The sequence below is a fragment of the Nocardia sp. CA-119907 genome (assembly GCF_050955995.1).
Lineage (GTDB): Bacteria > Actinomycetota > Actinomycetes > Mycobacteriales > Mycobacteriaceae > Nocardia.
The window spans coordinates 3,944,213-3,963,475 of sequence record NZ_CP192091.1 but is presented as its reverse complement, the minus strand read 5'-3'; the positions used below and the strand labels follow the sequence as shown (position 1 = coordinate 3,963,475).

Below are 19,263 nucleotides of genomic sequence, written 5' to 3'. Positions count from 1 at the left end.
CGGGCCCTTGGCCCGCCCATGGTCGAACACTCCATCGCCTGACTGGTCATCCACCAGCGAGGAAATCCGACCAAAGCTATTGAATCCGACGTCAACTTCAAGTAGCGTTCCCGACCACTGCGTGACCAGCGTCACATCAGTTTCGTTTCTCAACTTGGAGATAGGTATGACTCCGAACTCGGATTCCGGCAGGCCGGATCAGAAGAAATTGCGGCGACTCATGGCCGCTGCCCTGGTCGGCAGTTCGATCGAATGGTACGACTTTTTCATCTACGGAACGGCCGCTGCCCTGGTATTCGGCAAGCTGTTCTTTCCCAATGCGTCACCACTCATGGGTACACTGCTGTCCTTCAGCACATTCTGGGCGGGCTTTATCGCCCGACCGCTAGGCGGTCTGGTGTTCGGGCACATCGGCGACACCTTCGGCCGCAAGCCGGCGCTGGTCTCGTGCCTGATCCTGGTCGCGGCATCCACCTGCGCGATCGGCGTGCTGCCAACCGCCAAGTCGATCGGGGTGGCCGCGCCAATTCTGCTCGTTGCCTTGCGGTTCCTGCAGGGCATTGCCGTGGGCGGTCAGTGGGGTGGGGTCACCCTGCTGCTCACCGAAACCACCAGGCCCAACCGCAAAGGCCAGGCGGGTACTTTCGGCCAGATGGGCGTGCCCCTGGGCCTCATGCTGGGTACGGGCGCATTTCTCCTGGTCAGCGGATTCGTCAAGGGTCGCGACTTCCTGAACTGGGGTTGGCGGATCCCGTTCCTGGCCAGCGCCGTACTGTTCCTCGTGGTGCTGTTCATTCAGCTGCGCATCGAAGACTCCCCTGAGTTCCGCCGGCTCCGAGACCGTGCCGACGAAGCCTCGACCACGATCGCGCAGGCCCCGATTATCGAAGTGCTGCGCAAGCATTCGAAGCGAGTCCTGCTCGGCGCCGGACTGCTGTTCGGAAGCAATGCCATCTTCTACATCAGCGTCGCCGGCGTACTCGATTACGGCGTCCGGAAACTCGGGCTGGAGCGCCAAGGCCTGTTGACCGTCTCGCTGATCTCCTCCGCCATCAGCGTGCCCGTGATCTATCTCGCCGGCTCGCTGTCCGACCGCTTCGGTCGCCGCCCGTTGATCCTCACCGGCGCAGCGATCATGGCGCTCTGGGCATTTCCCTTCTTCTGGCTGGTGGAGACGGGCTCGCTCGCCGCGATCCTGATCGCGACCGTCGTCGGCAGCGGGCTCGGGTCGGGGCTGGTATACGGCCCGCTCGCGGCGTATCTCGCCGAACTGTTCGAGCCCCGAATCCGCTACTCGGGCATCACGATGTCCTACCAGCTGGCCGCCATCCTGGTCAGCGGCGGCACTCCCTTCCTCATGACCGCGCTGCTCGCAGCGACCGGATCGACCAGGGCGGTCTCTGTCTTCGTCATGATCATGGCGCTGTGCACGCTCGGCAGCGCCTGGGCACTGCCGGAAACGGTTGCACGCAAGCAGTCCGCGACGGCCGGCGAGAGCGCCTCCGTCGCCGTGCAACCCTGACCGATCCCGACCCGGAGCGGCGATGTCCTAGGACATCGCCGCTCCGGTCGGCGTTCAGAGTCAGTTGCTCTGAACACTCAGGGCGCGGCTGGCCACCACTTGCCGCTGGGTGGCTTCTCGAGAGTGGCCACCCTCTCGTTCTGGCAGGCCGGGGTGAGCGAATTGTCAACTGCCAAAAAGATTCCCGGAAACACCGCCGATGGGGCGTCACTCTGCTAAAAGTTGTAAACATTCGCGTACCCCACTCATACGCATGCGTACCCTACTCCATGCCCATGATCGGATCAGAGATTTCATGACGACAAACACCTCTGCTGGGGCGGCCGGCGCCGTCACTATCACAGCCCTGATCGTTGGAACCGCACTCGGATTCCCCGGAGCGGCCCACGCCGACACCGCACCCGGTGCCGGCTCTCCAGGGGTGATCACGGTGAACACGACCGCCGACGAGATCGCGGTGGACCCCCGAAGTGGGCTGTGCCGCACGGCCTCTGGCAGCTGCACACTGCGCGCCGCGGTGCAAACGGCCAATGCCCGTCCAGGAAGTACGATCGTGGTGCCGGCCGGACGGTACGTCTTGACGATTCCACCCGACCCGCTGAAAGTGCAGGGCCGCAACCCTGATGCGACCACGGGTGACCTGAACCTCACCGCGCCGACGGTGCTGCGCGGCGCCGGCCGCGATCGGACAGTGCTGGACGCCAACGGGATCGACAGAGTGCTCAGTACCGCTGCGCCCGTGACGTTGACGGGATTGACCGTGACCGGCGGAGTCGCCGCCCAACACGAGATCCCGTTCTACGACACCGGCGGGGGCGGCATAGCCAATTCGTCGAACCTGGTACTCGACGAGGTCGTGGTCCGGGGTAACAGCGCCGGGTACGGCGGCGGCATCTTCAACGTGCCGGGGTCGGACTTGCAGACGAAGAATACGACTATCACCGGCAATACTTCCGGCGAGGCGGGCGGTGTACGGTGCGACAACACCTGTACCTTCACCGACTCCACCATCTCCGAGAACCGCGTGGTCAATCCCGGAGAGTGGTACCGCCCTGGTGGATTCGCCGGGCGCGGCGGCGGTGTGGATGTCCGGGGCCGGGGCGTGGTGACTTTCGATCACGCCGTAATCACCGGAAACACTGCCCCGGACGGCGGCAGCGGCATCAACGTGGCGCCCGCCTACCTCGACACCCTCCCGGACCAGGTGACGGATCGGGTCGATGTTCCATTGGGCACCGTCATCTTGCGGAACTCCACTATCACGGCGAACACCGGTGCCGCTTCGGCCAGCTGCACCAAGGTGTTCGCGCGGATCGTCTCCGAAGGCGGCAACACCGGCGACGATGCTTCCTGCGACCTCACCGCCGCAGGCGACAGAGTCCTGTCCTAATCGGCAGCAATTGCCAGCCCGAGCAGCGCTTGGTGCATGTACATCACACTGTCCTCGAGCTCGAGCAAATCACCTCCGGCACGGAGGGTTCGGCGCACGGCCTCGTTGGTCGCATCGGTCACCGCCAGATACGCGAAATCGGGGACCGATGGATCGACGGGGCCTGCCGCTTCGCGCCACGATCGGATGAATCCGGCAAACCAGCGTTGGCAGCGTTCGAACGACTCGATCGCGCGCGGGCCGGCCACGGCGGTCTCGAGATAGAACGAGCGGGCGAACGATGGTTCGTCACGTAACAGGGTGAGATACTCCCGAATGCCGCGCCGGAGAGCCTCGACAGGCTCCACCGGTTCGGACAATACCTGCGCCATCGCGTGCTCGAGATGATCGATCATCAGATCACGACCAGTCTCGGCCGCGGCGAGGAAGCACGCTTCCTTGTCCAGGAAATGCTGATAGAACGTCCGCCGCGAAACCTTCGCTGTCGCAGCGATATCCGCGACTGTCGCGTTGAGGTAGCCACGGTCCGCGACGACGACCGTCACCCCGAACAACAGCCGCTGACGCTGCGATCCCGTCACCAGATCACGAGCAAGACCGTGCGGCCCGTGCGGCAAGGTCGTCAGTGTCGGTTCCAACAACTTCCTACGTCCCATCCACACCTTCATATCAGGTGCGCCCGCCGGCCCCGCACGAACTCGGCCAGCCGATCGGCGCACACCGCCACCCGCACCGATCAACTACCGCGTCGAAACGCTGTCGACCCACCCCGGGACATCTCGAGAGCGTCACCGGCGCGGGACTCGCCGAGCCCGAGCATCCCGAATACGCTGTCCTTTCAGACATTCCGAGTATGCCGAGGCAGGTCGACCGCCCCGGCGTAGTTCAGGCTCGGCCTGCCAACGAGTTCCAGTCGATCGCGCGTTTCAGGATCTTTCCGGTGGCACCCTTCGGCAGCTGGTCCACGAACGCGAACAGGCGCGGAACCTTGTATGCCGACAGCTGCTCCTTGGCCCAGCTCCGCAGGTCATCCGGTGCCAGTTCCACTCCGGCGGCCAGCGTTATCACCGCGGCGACCTCCTCGCCGTAGTGCTCGTCGGGCACACCGATCACCGCCGCTTCGACGATGTCGGGGTGCTCGTACAGCACTTCTTCGACCTCACGCGGGTAGACGTTGTAGCCGCCTCGGATGATCATGTCCTTGGCCCGGTCGATGATGTAGACATAGCCGTCTTCATCCACCTTGCCGAGATCACCGGTGGCGAGCCAGCCGTCTCGCAGGTCGGATGCGGTGGCCTCGGGCCGGTTCCAGTACCCCCGCATCACCGTCGGCCCGGACAGGTACAACTCGCCTACCTCACCGGGAGCGAGTACAGAGCCCGAGGTGTCCCGAACTTCAATTCTCATGCCCGGCAAAGGAAGCCCCACGGATCCAACTCTCGGATCCTTACCGCTCGGGTTGAACGTCGCTATACCCGACGACTCGGTGAGCCCGTAACCTTCGATGATCTCGCAGCCGAACCGTTCGCGAAAAGCACGGATGACCTCCGCCGGCAGCGAGGCGCCGCCCGATGAAGCCATCCGCAGCTTCCGGAACTGCTCGGGCCCGAAATCTCCTGCGGCATGCAGCATCGCGTTCCACATCGTCGGAACACCCGACATCAGGGTCATCTCGTCCGCACGCACCATCTCGAGCATGCGGCCGGGATCGAACGGCGACAGCAGCGACAGCGATCCACCCAGGTGCAGAGCGGTATTCAAGACAACCGACTGCCCGAAAACGTGGAACAGCGGCAGCGCTGTGCCCAACCGGTCTTCGCTTGTCACACCCAGATAGTCGATCAATATCGTGGACGCCGCTTGCAGGTTGGCAACCGTGAGCTCGACACCCTTCGGCTTCCCCGTGGTCCCGGAGGTATAGAGCAGAACCGCGATATCGCCCGGGTCGAGATCGACCGGTTCGGACAGCGGCTCCGCCTGGTCGCACTGTGCGCCATGCTCGAGCACCCAGAGCGGGAGCCCGCGCTCCCGCGCAGCCTTCTCGGCCGATGTCGTCGCCTCGTGCCACGCGACGACCAGCCGTGCCGTGGAATCATCGAGCACATAACCGATTTCGGCTCCGGTCGCCATCGTGTTCATGGTGATGACGATGGCACCGACGAGGTGCGCACCCATATAGGCCACGACGAATTCCGGGACGCTGGGCGCCACCAGCAGCACGCGGTCGCGACTTTCGATCCCGGCCGCACGCAGGGCGCCGGCGAATGTCGCCGCCGAATCCTTCAGCCGGCCATAGCTCCATTCCTCACCCCATGCCCGCAGCGCGACCGCCTCGGGCTCATCGAGCGCGTTCTTCCACATCGGACCGGCGACGTTGACCATCCGAGTCCACTCCTTCTGGCCTAGCTGGTATGTGATCCACCTCGCACCGTAATTGAACTTGGCGTCAACTTCAACTAATTCCCGAAACGAGAGCTATGCGACAACCGCATGAGCGGAACACACGTCAAAGCGATCGGAACAGCCCCGAACGGAGGCACGCCTGGACCGACTGAAGCGCCGGTATTGCCGGAGACAGCGCGGTCTACGGACAATGCACTCAGTCGGCGGCCTCGTCGATTTTCAGCGCATTGGCCCACAGACGCGTAGCTGTTCGAACGAGATCGTCGAGCGAGGTCTCCTCTTCGAGGGAGAACGCGTAGTACGCCATCCGGCCGACCATGCCCGACAGCGCACGTGACGCGGTGTAGGGATCGAGTTCCCGGTCGGCCTGGCCTCGTTCCTGTAGATCCCTGATGGATCGAGCGTTACGGTCGGCAAAGGCACGGGCGCGACGTCGCCGCATTTCGCGAAACTTCGGATCGATCGCGGCCACTTGATCGAGGATCAGCATCAATTTCGCGTTCCGCTTGTACGCCTCGAAGTAGGCACGGTTGCTCGCCTCGATTACCGCTATCGGAGATGCCGCGTCGGCGCTCAGCCGCGGCATGCCCGGATGCAGCATCTCGTGCTGCGCGGCATCGAGCACCGCCTGCAAAATCTCTTCCCTGCTCGAGAAATACGTATAGAAGCTACCCGTGGAGCATTTCGCCTCGGTCGTGATATCCGATAGCCGCGCATCGAGGTAGCCGTCGCGCTCGAACACGACTCTGGCCGCGGCCACCAGCGCCGCCCGCGTTCGCAAACCGCGGGCCGTGAGCGGAGGCTCTCGAAGGACAGAGGTATCGGCCAGTGCGGGGATCTCCGCGGATACCGCTTCGTCGTCGGCCGTCCTGGCCATCAACCGCCCTCCCTGTCCTGCCGTGCATTCTCCGAGTGATCGTCGCATACCTGTTGTCGGCCTGCACTCGGCTCTGCAACTCGCGGTCACGGCGTCGGCCGTGAAATGCCAGGGCCCTGCCCAGCCGGAGTGGGAACCGACTGGGCAGGGCTATAGCCGCACCGGTTTGATGTGCGAGTTGGCGTTACTTCGCCGGGGCCGGGGCCGGGGCCGGGGCCGGCTGGTTGATTGTCGTGAAGTACTGGACAGCCGCCATGATCGCGACCGGAGCGGTGATGAGAAGCTGGCCCGCCAACGTCCCCAGCGCCCCGAGGGCCATGATTCCTCCTATACATCCGATCGCGGCTGCTGGAATGAAGGCTCCGAACAAGCCGATAATCGCCGCGGAAGCGACAGTCGCCCCGGCGATCCCGCCCAGCACGCAGCCGACCGCCGCGCCGCCGATGCCGCCGACGGTGGTGCCGATCGTTGCGCCCATGAGGATCGTGGAGGACAGTCGCGCCCAAGCGGCTTGTTCCCGGTCGTACTGAGTCTTCCAGGGTGCCTGGTCTTCGTAGGGCAGCGCCACCGGCTTGTAGACAGCGTGCTCGAGGTCGAACTGCGGCGTCAAAGTAGCAGTGCGGTCGCGAATTTCGGCGGCGATCGGGAAGACGTAGTCATCGACCCGGAAGGACAATTCCGAACCCGCCAGCACAGCACCGCCGGGCGCCTTGATCTTCAGCACTCCCTCTTCGACGGTAACCGAGCCGGCCGCGAGATCGATCACCGAGGATCGCTCTCCCACCGATACCTTGTACCCCACCGCCCCGGCATCGGCCGGTGCCGCCGACGCCGTTCCGGCCGTTACGCCGAGTGTCGAGACGAGCAGCGTCGCTGCTGCAATCGTTTTCCTCATCTGTTTCCTTCTTCTATCCGCCTCGAACCTCACGTTCGAGAAACTTCGAATACGCGCCGCTGGCGGCGATTCGGTCGCCCCCTCATCCCGGCTCTCTTCGCATCAAATGGAGTCGAGGAACTTCACAAGCGCCTCGGTCCTCCTGTCACCGGGCGTTCGTATGCCGGGCAACCAGTTCGGCCGGGAAACCCAGATCGGCTTGCACGACCGCCCTCGTCAGCGGCAGGCACAGTTCACGCAGACGCGCACACCCCTGCTCACCGAGTTCTTCGTACGGATACACCGCGAGTTGGTCGGTCCGATCCTCGATCGACTGCCGGCGCCACCGTCCTTCCTCGCTGAACGCGAGGCCCGGTCCCTCGAGAAGCCAACCGCGCGAACGCAACCGCTCGATTCCGGCAGCCCACTCCTGTTCACTCCAATACCGGCTGACGCGTAGGACTTCCGCGCTGATAACCCCCGTCGCGCTGTGTGTGATCAGCGCCTCCAGTCCGTCGAGACCTTCGGTGAGCAGCAGCGCGACGTGGCCGTCTCCGCGGAACTCCCGAAGCAAGGTCTGTGCGTGCCACAGCACCATGTGCGGAGCGGTGGGCCATGGCAGCTGTGCGTGTCCAGCGAAGAGCGGACGGCCCTGCGGCCGCTCGCAGGCGCGTTCCGCAGCCCGGCGGGCAAGATCGGCCGCCTCGCGCACCGCGCTGCCGTCGACTTCCTCGCCCCATGCTTGGCGCAGCGAGCGGTCGACGGCTTCGTACCTCGCTTCCAGGACGTCCGCAGGCGTGGCGATGCGCCAGGCCTCTGGCAGCGCCGAGCGGACGGCCACCGGATTGAAATTGAAAAATGTCGCGACGGAGACGTCCGCGGGTACCGGTCCCATCGCTGCCGATCGGGGCGCGAAGTATATCATGCCCCGCTCTGTCAAGCCGATCTCGGCGTAGCGCTCCCGCCCGTGCGGGCTGAAGTAGATCATCCCGTGAATCGCTTCGAGAGCACGGAAGGTGAGCCGGGCGGTCTCCGGCGAAACATTGGGCATCGTCGCAGATGGAGCCATGTAGTTCTCTCAGTCGTCATGTCATGGTTCGGGTCCGTCGTCCAGGTTGCGCGGACGGTTCGACCAACGAATTGAAACTGAACTCAACATCAAGTTGTGATCTACGTCAAGTCTTGAATCTGAAATCAACTTCACCTACCGTCGGGTTGTCGCCGGCGGTGATGAGCTGGGCCACGGCAGTGTCGGGGCCGATCCCGTAGCAGTCGAGCGGGGCGGGGCAGGTTGCCACGGCCCGATGCTGTTCGAGCTGGTTGACGCCCCTTTCGACCGCATTTCGGTCGCGGTAGGCGATCGAGTCGACCGCCGGCCGCGCCGCGGTTGCGGATGGGCGCCGTTTTCACCGACCTGCGGGCAGTGACGCCCGCCGCCTTCCGAGTTCGATTGGGGTGAAGGCGGGAAAGAAGACCTGCGCGCGTAGAACCAGCAGATCGGCCGCCGGGTTGCGGCGACATCCCGACTGCCACCGAGGGCCAGTGTTGAGAATCGTTCAGTTCTTGAACACTTGGCCCGGCCCGCGCGGAGCTCGTCGAGTGGCCGCACCAGGGTCCCGGCCGCGATCGACCCGCTGCAGGACCATCAGAGCACCGTCGACCACCGCCTCGAGCGCATCGGCCGGCTCATCACTCGACGCCGGTCGACCGGAATTCCTGTGGCGCCCGCGCCGGGCATTGATCGCCCGGAGCTGTGTCCACCCTGATTCGCACGAGGTTGATCCGACGAGATCGAACCCAACGGTCGATACCCGTGGCCACGCGAAGGGCGTTGAGTGGCAGGCAGATTCCCACCGGAACCGTCTCCAGGTCCACACCGTTGCGAACCTCCCGACGTCGTCGTCGGGACGGTGAGAGTGTCGCGCACCCTCACCTGGAGGCGAATCCATCCGGGATCGCTCCGGCTGCCACAGGCGTGACATCCGCTGCGGCCACCGGGCTCACTCACTTCCTCAGGGGATCGAACAACTCCACACAGTCATCACGGTGTCGACTTTTCTTGCACTCTGGACTCATGAAGGAGGACAGCTTCACGAGCTTCGCCAGGCTGTGGAAGCTCCTGGTAGAGCATGGAACCGAGATCCTGCACAAGGTAGGTTCGCTTTGCCCATTCATATGCGTAGAGCGCTCTCTGCAGCCATCGTGATGGACAATCTTGAAAGTAATCACCAAGGTGATCACTGGGGTGAGGATCGTCCATCATCAGGGCTTCCATAGCCGCATGAAACCCGGCTCTGTTGATATCGATGTCGTGAGAATTATCTATGTCGTGAGAATTCATGATCAATCCTTGGTTCGAATTAGCGTGAGACACCTCCGGCGGTAGCAGTAATAGCAAGAGGTAGCCGGATCGCATTTACCTGTCTGCTGGGAACGACGCCAGCAACCCGCGGCCCGCCGCAAGCCAGAGGACCGGATCGACGTATTCGCCGTTCTGCGGCCGGTGGTGCGCGAACCGGCGAATGGCAGCGAAGTTCTCGTCGCGACAGTCCTGTGCGCAGAGGGCTATATCGCCAGTCGTAAGCACCGGGCGACACGGTGGAAGTGGGTTCCCGATGCGACTGGAACAAGATTTCCTCGTCCCGCCGAGGCGTGAAGAGGTCCGTGTGGGTATGTCCCGGCGCGCTGACGCTCACGGCGTAGACCGCTGGGCCGATGACCTCGCGCGATCGGCGAGTAGCAGACCACTAGGGACGAGAGTCTCAGCCATCACGCATCCTTCCATTTGCCGGGGGGCTGAACATTCACCGTACGTTCGATAGGTAACCGTTCAGGTGGTGACCATCGTCACCGTACTCCGGAAGGATGTCAAGCGGTTTGCTGGTACTTCTGCAAGCCGATTTGCAAGCCGATGTATTATGTTCAGCGTGCCTGAACATGCGACTGTGAGCGAGGGTTCTGGCGGCACCGGTTCGGGTCATCTGGTGCGCCGGGCTCGGACGGCGGCTGGAGTCTCGCTGCGCGAACTGGCGCGCAATATCGGTGTCAGCGCCGGGACCCTCAGCGCCATAGAGAACGACAAAACACCACTGACCGTCGGTCGGCTCGACCGGATCGCTGCCGAACTCGGGATCTCCACCGTCGACATACTCGCCACCCGGCTACCATCAGCCGCCGACGCTACCGGCACATCACCCGCCCGGCCGGCCGGCGACGGGCAAACATGGCGCACTTTTGAGCCCCTGACACTTGATCCCGCTCTCGACGCGGCGATCTCAGCACTTCTGCAAACCGGTTACCACGGCGCGACGATGCGGAGTATCGCGGCCAACGCCGGTATGAGTGTCGCCGGCGTCTACCACTACTACCCGAGCAAACAAGACCTGCTCGTCGCCATATTCGACCTCGGGATGTCCGATCTGTACTGGCGAATCCCGGCAGCCCGCGACGACGGCGCAACCGTGGTCGAACGATTCGCCAACATGGTCGAAGCCCTCGCATTGTTCCATGCACACCGCAGCGACCTCGCGTTCATCGGGGCCAGCGAGATGCGCAGCGTCAGCGAACCCAACCGTTCCCGAATCGCTGCTCAGCGAAACGACGTTCAGCGAATGATCGACGACCAAGTTGCCGCCGGAATCCGGGTAGGCGAGTTCACCACCCGCTACCCACGCGAAGCTGCCCGTGCGGTCGCCACCATGTGCACTTCCCTGCCGCAGTGGTTCCGCCCTGTCGGCCCTGTCTCTCAACAACAAATCGCCATCGAATACGCGCAATTCGCCGTCGACATCATGCGCGGACACACACGACCCGAGCCGGCGTAGCACGTCCACGGCCACCCTCGCTGGAGCACTGCTCGCGGCCATCGGCATCCACGTCCGCTGGGGTCTCGGCCTACCACTCACAGGCGCAACAGGCTTCGCAATTCTGCAACAGAACGACCGCGTCTGTGCGGCGAATCCTGTTGGGCCAGGCTCTGATCCGAGTGCGCGGGAGCGGGCAGCGTCGATCGTGACGATCTCCGGCGCGGACAGCGCAATCACATTCCCCGCTGTGACAGGCCGAACGCCCTGGCCGCCTGCACGATCCGCGCCCACTGTGCGGTGCCCTACGCCGGTCGGGCGGGAGATGGCAGATGTAAGCAAGGACACCTCCGCCCCGATCTGGCTACTATGAGTGAGCCGCACCACAGGTGCGTCGCCAGTGCTGCGTGTTGACGAGAGGTCTCCCCGTCCTCTCCGGCCGCGGCGCCCTTCGGCAGGGCGCCTAGCGGCGCGCCACGGCATGGTTCATGAGAGGCATCGGGAATCAGGAATATGACGACGGCAGAAATCCACTACGTGCATAAATCGGGCAAAACGGTCCATACGGTCGTGGAGGCGTTTCAGGAGACCGTGACACTGCGACCCGATCAGATCGCCCTCCGCACGGTCGGCGGCACCCGGCAGATCACCTGGCGCGAGTACGGCGAGCGAGTGCGGTCGATTGCCGCCGGGCTCGCGAAACTCGGTGCCCGGCACGGCGACACGATCGGCATCATGCTGACCAACCGGCCCGAGTTCAACCTGGTCGACACCGCGGCGCTGCATGTGGGCGCTACCCCGTTCTCGATCTACAACACCAGCTCGCCCGAGCAGATCCAGCACCTGTTCACCAATGCCGGGAACAAGGTCGTGGTGACCGAGCAGGGCTTCCTGCCCGCCATCCAGGCCGCCGGGGTGCCGGTCGAGCACATCGTCATGGTCGACGGCCCGGCCACCGGCGCCATCACGCTGGAGGACCTGGAGGCGAATCCCGCCGAGGACTTCGATTTCGACGCCGCCTGGCAGGCCGTCGGCCCCGATGACCTGGCCACCCTGATCTACACCTCCGGCACCACCGGTCCGTCCAAGGGCGTGGAGGTGACCCACCGCAATGTGCTCGCCCAGATCGTCGGCCTGCTCGACGGTCCGCTGGTCACCGGCATCGACGATCGCGCCGTGTCCTACCTGCCGGCCGCGCACGTCGCCGACCGCATCTCCGCGCATTGCGCCAGCTTGCTCACCGGTATCCAGCTCACCTGCGTACCGGACCCGCGCGAAATCGCAGCCGCCCTGCCCGACGCCCGTCCGACCGTGTTCTTCGGTGTGCCGCGGGTTTGGCAGAAGATCAAGGCGGGCATCGACTCTCGCCTGGCCACCGAGGCCAGCCCGGTGAAGAGAGCCCTCGCCCACTGGGCCATCCAGACCGGTATCGCGGCCGCACAGGCAGAGGTGTCCGGCACGGGCCGCGGGGCGCTGCTGTCGGCACAGCACAAGCTCGCCGACGCCCTGGTGCTGAAGAAGCTCCGCCACGCGCTGGGCCTGGACGAGCTGCGGGTGGCCGCCTCCGGCGCGGCCCCCATTCCACCCGACACCCTGCTGTATCTGCTGGGCCTGGGCTTCACCGTCACCGAGGTGTGGGGCATGTCCGAGACCACCGGCGTCGGCACCTATACCGCCATCGACCGGCCCAGGCCGGGCAGCGTCGGCCGGGTGCTCGACCGCGCCGAGATCCGGCTGGCCGAGGACGGCGAGCTACTCATTCGCGGCCCTGTTGTCACCCGCGGCTACCGCAATATGCCGGACAAGACCGCCGAGGCCATCGACGCCGACGGCTGGCTGCACACCGGCGACGTCGCCACCATCGACGGCGACGGCTATGTCACCATCGTCGACCGCAAGAAGGAACTGATCATCAGCGAGGCGGGCAAGAACATCGCCCCCTCGAATGTGGAGAATGCCGCGAAGGCGGTCTCCTCGCTCATCGCCCAGGTGGTCGCCATCGGCGACAACAAGCCGTACATCTCGGCGCTGATCACGCTGGATCCGGATGTGGCCGCGCTGCGGGCCAAGGAGCTCGACGCCACCGGCGACGATATGGCGGCCCTGGTCACCCGCAAGGAGATCGTCGACGAGGTGCTGGCCGCCGTGCGGGAGGGCAACAAGCGGCTGGCGCGGGTGGAGCAGATCAAGCGGTTCACCATTATCGGCTCGGTGTGGGAGCCGGGCGGTGACGAGCTGACCCCGAAGATGTCGCTCAAGCGCAAGCCCATTGCCGAGAAGTACGCCGAGCGCATCGCGGCCCTGTACGTCAACCCCGCCCCCGAGGGCATCGTCAACGTCGGCTGACCATGAAAACAGCTGGGGCCCAGGCACACCCGTGCCGGGGCCCCACCTTTGGCGGCACTACAGGCGAGCGGTGCGGCGGTGCTTGCGATCGCCTCGGCCATCGATACCGCACCGACCGAGACCATCTCCATGCGCAAGTACGACCTCATGCAGGACGTCAATTGCCGTGGCAGCGCAGCCTGCTGCTGTCGAAGCTGTGCATCCCACATCTGCGCGCATCCGCGGCCGCTGGGCACAATGCGCACATTCTCACGCTGTCGCCACCGCTGAATCTGAATCCGCGCTGGGCCGGGACCGCGCTGGCGTACCCCATCGCCAAGTACGGGATGAGCCTGACCACGCTCGGCCTGGCGGAGGAGTTGCGCGACAGCGGTGTCGGCGTCAACTCGCTGTGGCCGCGTACCACGATCGCCACCGCTGCGGTCCGCAATCTGCTCGGCGGCGAGGCGGTGGTCGCGCGGTCGCGCACCCCCGAAATCTCCGCCGACGCGGCCTATCTCGTGCTCACCTCTTCCGCCGCGCGGACCACCGGCAATTTCTTCCTCGACGAGGAGGTACTGGCCGCGCACGGGATCACGGATCTGGACCGATCCCGGGTGACACCCGGCAACGGGGAACTTCGAGACGGACCTATTCCTCGACGGGTAGAGGCATCTCGGGCAGTTCGTCCGGCAGGTCATCGGCCGGTTCCGGAAACACCACGCGCACGAAGGCCCAGAACCGGAATCCCATGCCGAGAACGGTGCCCACCAGTTGGGCGGCAACGAAATCCGCCGCCTCCTGGGTGGTGCGCGACACCTCGGGCACCTCCAGGTGCAGCGCATAGCGCGATACCACCAGCGGCGCGGTGTTGATCGCGATGGCCAGCAGGCTCACCAGGTAGAACAGCGCCGCCTCGTGGTGCCCCGGACGCCCGCCCCGCTGCCGGAACGACCACTGCTTGTTCAGCAGGTACGACCAGGTGATCGCCGTCAGCACCGCCACAACCTTCGCGGTCACCGGGCGCGATTCCAGTACTGTCGACTTCAGCGTCAGGAATACCGCGGTGTCCACCGCGAACGCCGTCGCGCCGACCACGGCGAACCGGATCAGTTCACTGCGGCGGGGTTCCGAGCGCACCGCCGCGCGAGCCCGCGGCCACGCCGAGCGAATCCAAGGAAACACAGCTGGAGTGTGAGCTATATTCCTCAGCAGCGCAATACAATTCATTGATTTCGCGAATCCCTACCGGATCTCGCGGCGGGCGCCAGGCAAGCGCTTCGCGATCGCATCCCGCTATCGGACGAGTAGGCAGCACCGTGAGATGGAAGCCGACGCGGCCCAATCGCCGCGACCAGATCGAAACCCCCGCGACGGCGACGCCGATCGCCGTGATCGGCCTCGGCTGCCGTTTCGCCGGTGGCGCGAGTTCGCCGGAAGCACTGTGGCGGTTGCTGATCGAGGAGGTCGACGCAGTCGCCGAAGCGCCGCCGGGGCGCTGGCACAGCGCCGACTACGTCGACCCGGATCGCGCCGCACCGGGTAAGACGGTCTCGACGGCCGGAGCGTTCCTGCCCGATGTGGCCGGATTCGATGCCGAATTCTTCGGCATCACACCGCGCGAGGCCGCGGATATGGACCCGCAGCAACGGCTCATGCTGGAGCTGGTCTGGGAGGCGTTCGAGGACGCCGGAATCCGGCCGGACGAGGTACCCGGAGACGCGGCCGGGGTGTATGTCGCGAGCAAGTTCAACGACTATCGCACGCTGAAACTGAACCGCGGTGTGGCAGCGGCGAATCCGTTCACCAGCACCGGTGACGTGGAGGGCGTCATAGCGAACCGGGTGTCGCATTTCTTCGGGTTCGACGGCCCGAGCCTGACCGTCAACGCCTCATGCGCGGGCGCGCTGGTCGCGGTGCACCTCGCCTGCCAGGCACTGCGCGTCGGGGATTGCGCGGTGGCGGTGGCGGGCGGGGTACAGCTCAACCTCATCCCCGACACCGCCGTGGGGCTGTCGAAGCTGGGCGTGCTGTCGCCACAAGGGCGTTCACGCACCTTCGACGCCTCCGCCGACGGGTACGCGCGCGGGGAGGGCGGCGGTGTGGTGGTCCTCAAACCCCTGGCGAACGCGGTGCGCGACGGCGACCGGATCTACTGCACGATCCTCGGCAGCGTGACCAACAATAACGGCCGCACCGCGAGCATGCCCGCCAGTAGCGCCGACGGTCAGCGGCGGCTGCTCCGGCGGGCCTGTGAACGCGCCGGTGTGGACCCCGCTTCGGTCGACTATGTGGAGGCACACGGCACCGGCACCGCGGGCGGCGACCGCGCCGAACTCACCGCGCTCGGGACGGTCTACGGTGCCGCGCGCACGCCCGGCGACCCCCTGCTGGTCGGCTCGGTCAAGACCAATATCGGTCACACCGAGGCGGCGGCGGGCATTGCCGGTCTCCTGAAAGCGGCGCTGGCGCTGGCACATCGGCGGATTCCGCGCAGCCTGCATTTCGAACACGCACCGGCCGATCTCGATCTCACCGCGCTCAACTTACGCGTCACCGACGCCGCGAGGGCCTGGCCGGATACCGGCGCGCCCGCGCGAGCGGCGGTGAGCGCGTTCGGCTTCGGTGGCTCCAATGCCCATGTCATCCTGGAGGCAGCGCCGCCGTCGGTGCGGCGGCCGCAGCCGGAGAGCGGGGACCGTCTGGTCGCGCTGTCCGCCCACTCCCCGGCCGCGCTGCGCGACCGTATCGACCAGCTGCGCCACCATCTCGCCACCCATCCCGAACTCACCTTGGCTGCCGTAGCCGACACCCTGGGCCGCACGAGAGCGCATTTCCCTCATCGTGTTTCGGTGGTCTCGGCCACAGTCTACGAGGCCGTGACCGGGCTCGGCGAGGTGCCCGTCAGCGTCACGCGGACGGATTCGCCGCGTCGTGTCTTCGTCTTCGGCGACGCCCAAGGACCGGTTCCCGGCCTCGCCGACTTCCTGAACTCCGAACCCGAGTCCGCTGCCGTGCTGGCCGAGTGCGCCTCGGTCGTACCGGAACTGGGCACGCCAGCGGCACACCAGCTGCTCGACGGGACCGAGGCCGGGCCGCTGCGACCGGTCGCCGCCCTCGCCGTGGATATCGCCGTCGCCCGGATGCTCATCGCTCGAGGCATCAGTCCGGATGCGGTGATCGGCTGGGGTGCGGGAGAATTCACGGCCGCCGTGCTCGCGGACTGTCTTCCGCTGGAACGGGCCATCCGCCTGGCCGTGGCGCACGGACGCCTGAGCGACCGATACGCGCGACCCGCCTCCGTGGCGGTTGCGGCGGCCGACCCGCGGCAGGTGCTCGCCATTCTCGACGAGATCGACAGCGGGCTGTCCGTGGACGCCGTCGTGGACACGAGAACCACCTGGTTCAGCGGCGCCCCAGAGGCAGTGGAGAAGGCGGCGGCACGGCTGTGCGAGCACGGATTCCGGTGCCGAGTCAGCACCGCCGCGCAGACGATCTCGCGCACCGATCGAGCCAGGGCGGCAAAGGAATTCACAGCTGCCAGCCGTTTCACCGGCGAGCGCCCGGGCCTCCCCTACTTCTCGGGGGTCACCGGAGCTCAGCTCGACACTGCACCCGACAGCCGCCTGTGGTCCGACATCATCCCCAACCCCATACGACTCGAGTCCTTGCACGCTGCCCTGGCGGACGGGCCCGCCGTACTGCTGACCGTGCGTCCCCTTCCACTGCTGACTGCCGCCCTGGCGACCGAAGCCGAGGCGCCGCACGAGCTTTCCGCGCTGCGCCCCGGACTGACACCGCGCCGGAGCCTTCTGGAGGCATTGGCCGAACTGTACCGCCACGGCATCGAGCCCGACTGGGCGGCGGTGAATCCGCCGGGCGCGGTCACGCGCCTACCCACCTATCCATTCCAGCGGCAACGCCACTGGGTCACGCCCGCCGCGCCGGCGGCGGCAACCTCGTCCGACACAGCGCCGATGCGTGGTGTCTCCACACCTCACCCCGATACACCAGGGTCAGCGTCCGGTGCCGCGGATGCGCCGATCGCGACATCCGCGCTGCCCGGGGCGAGCGAAATCAGCGCGCCCGGTGTCGGAATCGATCGCTCGACGGCGGCCTTGGCGCTCGATCGGACAGCGACATACGCAGCGCCCGCCGCGCTGGTACGCGATTCCGCGAACGGCACTGTCACCGCGGTGAGCGGTACCACCTCGCCTCCTCCCGGCGTGCATCGGCCGACCGATGATGTCGGGCCGTTGGCCGCACCTCACGATCCGAACCCGGGGGGTGCCGCGCTGGCCGATCTGGTGGCGGCGGAACTGGCCGCCGTCGTCGGCGTGGCGGCGGAGCGAATCGACCGGCGGCAGAACATGGTTGCGATCGGCGTGGGATCGGTGCACGTTGTGGAGCTGGCGCACCGGCTGACTCGCACACTGGGCCTCGAGGTACCGCAGGCGATCGTCTGGGGTTGCCCCACCGTGGAACTGCTGGCGGCCGAACTGGCGGTACGGCAGGGCACGACGGAACCCGCGACGACCGCTGCCCCGGACCGCCACGAACCGTTTCCGGCGGCTGATGCCGGGGCGGCGCCAGCGCATACCGCGGACTCGGTGCGTGCGGAGCCCGAGCCGGAGGCGCTGTCGGCCGACGAACTGATCGCGCTGGGGCGGCGGCTGCTCGGCTGAGGCCGTGCGGATCGGCCGAGGCCGCCGTCAGCCGGCTGCGGTCGCGCGGCGGTCAGCTCCGGCGTATCGGCCGTGCGCGAATACCGGTCTGCGGCCGCAGGTTCACCGATGCCAGCGGGGCGACCACGTGGTCCGGGTCGAGTTCGAGGCGGAAGCGCTGCGCCACCATGGCGAGAATGAGCACCATCTCGGTCATGGCCAGGTCCTTGCCGAGGCAGATGCGGGGGCCGCCGGAGAACGGGAAAAAGGCGAACCGGTGTCGCTGGGCCACCTCTTCGTCGGTGAAGCGCTCGGGCCGGAACGCCTCTGGATCGTCCCACAGCCGCTTGTCGCGGTGAATGTGATACATGCACAGCGTCACTCGGGCACCGGCGGGCACCTGGTAGCCGCCGATCTCGTCGTCGGCGATGGGGGTGCGCTCCACGATCCAGGCGGGCGGATACAGCCGCATGGACTCCTCGATCACCATGCGGCAGTAGCGCAACTGCTTCACGTCGGCGAAGGTCGGGGGGCGGTCACCCAGTACCTGCCGCACCTCGGCGGCGAGCGCCGCCTCGGCCTCCGGGTGGGTGGCCAGCAGCTGGCACGCCCACGACAGGGCGTTGGCCGGGGATTCGTGGCCCGCGACGAGCAGCGTCTTGATCTCGTTGAGCAGGTCCTCTTCGCGCATGCCGCGGCCGTCCTCGTCGCGGGCACGCACCAGGGCGGTGAGCAGGTCGGCGGTATCGGAGCCGTCGCGGCGCTCGGCGATCAGGCGGCGTACCAGGTCGTCGAGCTCGCCCACCTTGTGCGTGACCCGGCGGGCCTGCGGTGTCGGGAAGCTGCGCGGCAGCTTCACTGGCGCGTTGACGCGTTTCATGATGAAGTCGAACGCCGCCCGCAGTGCCTCGGTGACCTGAGTGGTGTCGTCGGACAGGTCGATGCTGAACAGGATGCGGCCGGTGACGCTCAGCAGCAGCCGCACGAAATCGTCGTAGATATCGCGGTACCGACCGGCGCCGGCGTCCCACCGCTCCAGCATGGCGTCGGTGCTGCGGGTGATGTCCTCGGCGAAGCCGCGGACGTGCGAATGCGAGAACGCCGGGTGGATGAGCTTGCGCTGGGCGCGCCAGTAGTCCAGGTCGTTGGTCGTCAGCTGGCCGTCGCCGAGCAGGATGCTGAACTCGTCGTAGATGGGGCTCTTGCGGTAGTTGGTGTAGTTGTCCTGGAGCACGTACTTCGACAGCGCGGGATCGGCCACCAGGTACACCAGCATGGGCCCGGCCTTGACGCGTACCACGTCCCCGTAGGAGCCGATCAGCCCGTGCAGGGTGGCCAAGGGGTCGCGGGCGAGTCCGGGCAGCATGCGCGCGGTCTCGATGGCTCCTGGTCCGGGTGCTTGCAC

General features: G+C 66.2%; 13 protein-coding genes and 1 pseudogene. 6 read left to right on the top strand and 8 right to left on the bottom strand.

Features of this window, described 5'->3' with window-relative positions:
- Positions 1 to 7: 7 nt before the first annotated feature.
- Positions 8 to 1,522: an MFS transporter gene (locus ACQP2D_RS17495; RefSeq protein WP_433684750.1), complete on the top strand. Its 1,515-nt coding sequence runs from the start codon at positions 8 to 10 to the stop codon at positions 1,520 to 1,522.
- Positions 1,523 to 1,952: 430 nt separating this feature from the next.
- On the top strand, positions 1,953 to 2,912 hold the full coding sequence (locus ACQP2D_RS17490) for a hypothetical protein (protein ID WP_433684749.1): 960 nt from the start codon (positions 1,953 to 1,955) through the stop codon (positions 2,910 to 2,912).
- On the opposite strand, the gene ACQP2D_RS17485 is transcribed toward ACQP2D_RS17490, so the two are convergent.
- The 6 genes from ACQP2D_RS17485 to ACQP2D_RS17460 form a co-directional block, all read right to left on the bottom strand.
- Entirely contained in the window at positions 2,909 to 3,568 is a 660-nt protein-coding gene (locus ACQP2D_RS17485) for a TetR/AcrR family transcriptional regulator (protein ID WP_433684748.1), read from the bottom strand. The genes ACQP2D_RS17490 and ACQP2D_RS17485 overlap by 4 nt on opposite strands.
- Positions 3,569 to 3,797: 229 nt before the next feature.
- A complete protein-coding gene (locus ACQP2D_RS17480; RefSeq protein WP_433684747.1) occupies positions 3,798 to 5,294 on the bottom strand; it encodes an AMP-binding protein in 1,497 nt (498 codons plus the stop codon).
- 217 nt (positions 5,295 to 5,511) lie between these two features.
- Positions 5,512 to 6,192, bottom strand: a complete 681-nt coding sequence (locus ACQP2D_RS17475) for a TetR/AcrR family transcriptional regulator (RefSeq protein WP_433684746.1) — start codon at positions 6,190 to 6,192, stop codon at positions 5,512 to 5,514.
- 184 nt (positions 6,193 to 6,376) lie between these two features.
- Positions 6,377 to 7,087: a hypothetical protein gene (locus tag ACQP2D_RS17470; protein WP_433684745.1), complete on the bottom strand. Its 711-nt coding sequence runs from the start codon at positions 7,085 to 7,087 to the stop codon at positions 6,377 to 6,379.
- 145 nt (positions 7,088 to 7,232) lie between these two features.
- Positions 7,233 to 8,117 carry an SCO6745 family protein gene (locus ACQP2D_RS17465; RefSeq protein WP_433684744.1) on the bottom strand — a complete coding sequence of 295 codons (885 nt, stop codon included), beginning with the start codon at positions 8,115 to 8,117 and terminating at the stop codon, positions 7,233 to 7,235.
- A gap of 990 nt (positions 8,118 to 9,107) precedes the next feature.
- Entirely contained in the window at positions 9,108 to 9,407 is a 300-nt protein-coding gene (locus ACQP2D_RS17460) for a hypothetical protein (RefSeq protein ID WP_433684743.1), read from the bottom strand.
- 496 nt (positions 9,408 to 9,903) lie between these two features.
- Between ACQP2D_RS17460 and ACQP2D_RS17455 the strand changes: the two genes are divergently transcribed.
- From ACQP2D_RS17455 to ACQP2D_RS17445, 3 genes and pseudogenes are all read left to right on the top strand, one after another.
- Positions 9,904 to 10,890, top strand: a complete 987-nt coding sequence (locus ACQP2D_RS17455; RefSeq protein ID WP_433684742.1) for a TetR family transcriptional regulator — start codon at positions 9,904 to 9,906, stop codon at positions 10,888 to 10,890.
- Between the two features lie 492 nt (positions 10,891 to 11,382).
- Positions 11,383 to 13,215 carry an AMP-dependent synthetase/ligase gene (locus tag ACQP2D_RS17450; protein WP_433684741.1) on the top strand — a complete coding sequence of 611 codons (1,833 nt, stop codon included), beginning with the start codon at positions 11,383 to 11,385 and terminating at the stop codon, positions 13,213 to 13,215.
- A 90-nt stretch (positions 13,216 to 13,305) separates the two neighbouring features.
- Positions 13,306 to 13,863: pseudogene (locus ACQP2D_RS17445) on the top strand (SDR family oxidoreductase); the annotation flags it as partial.
- On the opposite strand, the gene ACQP2D_RS17440 reads toward ACQP2D_RS17445, so the two are convergent.
- Entirely contained in the window at positions 13,846 to 14,379 is a 534-nt protein-coding gene (locus ACQP2D_RS17440) for a GtrA family protein (protein ID WP_433684740.1), read from the bottom strand. The pseudogene ACQP2D_RS17445 and the gene ACQP2D_RS17440 overlap by 18 nt on opposite strands.
- 134 nt (positions 14,380 to 14,513) lie before the next feature.
- Here ACQP2D_RS17440 and ACQP2D_RS17435 point away from each other — a divergent pair, with 134 nt between their 5' ends.
- Positions 14,514 to 17,879 (top strand): type I polyketide synthase, encoded by a 3,366-nt coding sequence (locus ACQP2D_RS17435; protein ID WP_433684739.1) that lies wholly within the window; start codon positions 14,514 to 14,516, stop codon positions 17,877 to 17,879.
- A 52-nt stretch (positions 17,880 to 17,931) separates the two neighbouring features.
- Here ACQP2D_RS17435 and ACQP2D_RS17430 read toward each other — a convergent pair whose 3' ends face one another.
- Positions 17,932 to 19,263: a cytochrome P450 gene (locus ACQP2D_RS17430; protein ID WP_433684738.1), complete on the bottom strand. Its 1,332-nt coding sequence runs from the start codon at positions 19,261 to 19,263 to the stop codon at positions 17,932 to 17,934.

Bases quoted from the DNA above. Each gene is read 5' to 3' on its own strand.
- ACQP2D_RS17485 (WP_433684748.1), bottom strand. From the start codon at position 3,568: ATGGGACGTAGGAAGTTGTTGGAACCGACACTGACGACCTTGCCGCAC.
- ACQP2D_RS17480 (WP_433684747.1), bottom strand. From the start codon at position 5,294: ATGGTCAACGTCGCCGGTCCGATGTGGAAGAACGCGCTCGATGAGCCC.
- ACQP2D_RS17475 (WP_433684746.1), bottom strand. From the start codon at position 6,192: ATGGCCAGGACGGCCGACGACGAAGCGGTATCCGCGGAGATCCCCGCA.
- ACQP2D_RS17470 (WP_433684745.1), bottom strand. From the start codon at position 7,087: ATGAGGAAAACGATTGCAGCAGCGACGCTGCTCGTCTCGACACTCGGC.
- ACQP2D_RS17465 (WP_433684744.1), bottom strand. From the start codon at position 8,117: ATGCCCAATGTTTCGCCGGAGACCGCCCGGCTCACCTTCCGTGCTCTC.
- ACQP2D_RS17460 (WP_433684743.1), bottom strand. From the start codon at position 9,407: ATGAATTCTCACGACATAGATAATTCTCACGACATCGATATCAACAGA.
- ACQP2D_RS17450 (WP_433684741.1), top strand. From the start codon at position 11,383: ATGACGACGGCAGAAATCCACTACGTGCATAAATCGGGCAAAACGGTC.